This window comes from Mesorhizobium sp. LMG 17147, assembly GCF_024297145.1.
Lineage (GTDB): Bacteria > Pseudomonadota > Alphaproteobacteria > Rhizobiales > Rhizobiaceae > Mesorhizobium.
The window spans coordinates 1-541 of record NZ_JANCTC010000062.1 but is presented as its reverse complement, the minus strand read 5'-3'; the positions used below and the strand labels follow the sequence as shown (position 1 = coordinate 541).

Annotated in this window: 1 protein-coding gene; it reads left to right on the top strand. The window is 57.5% G+C overall.

Annotated elements, in window-relative coordinates:
• Positions 1 to 465, top strand: a 465-nt coding sequence (locus NMG46_RS29575; protein WP_164897732.1) for an amino acid ABC transporter permease, incomplete at its 5' end; no start/stop codon positions are given.
• Between the last annotated feature and the right edge of the window lie 76 nt (positions 466 to 541).

Sequence of the window (541 nt, the reverse complement as noted above, 5' to 3'; positions counted from 1 at the left end):
GTGCAGCTATATTGGATTTTCTTCGTGTTGCCGCTGTTTGGTATAACGCTTCCGAACTTCACCGCCGGCTACATATCCGTCGGCCTCAATATCGGTGCCTATGGCGCCGAGATTGTCCGCGGCGCCATTGAGTCAGTTCCGCGCGGACAGTGGGAAGCGGGAACCGCGCTGTCGATGCCGCAGGGCGTGAGGATGCGCAGGATCATACTGCCGCAAGCGCTGGCGATCATGCTTCCGCCTTGGGGTAATCTCCTGATCGAGCTTCTCAAGGGAACCGCCCTGGTGTCCCTCATCTCGGTCGCCGATCTCATGTTCCAGACACGCCAGATCAACGCCTCGACCTATCTGTCGGCGCAGGCGTTTGGAACAGCTTTGATTATCTACTACATCCTTGCCAGGTTCCTCATAACCCCGATGATGCGCTGGGCGGAACGCTTGGTTGCCCGGAGGCTTGGAAGGGCATGACATTCAACTGGCGCTGGGACTTTACGTGGGAGATCCTGCCACAGTTGTTATGGGCTACCCTCAACACGTTGATTGC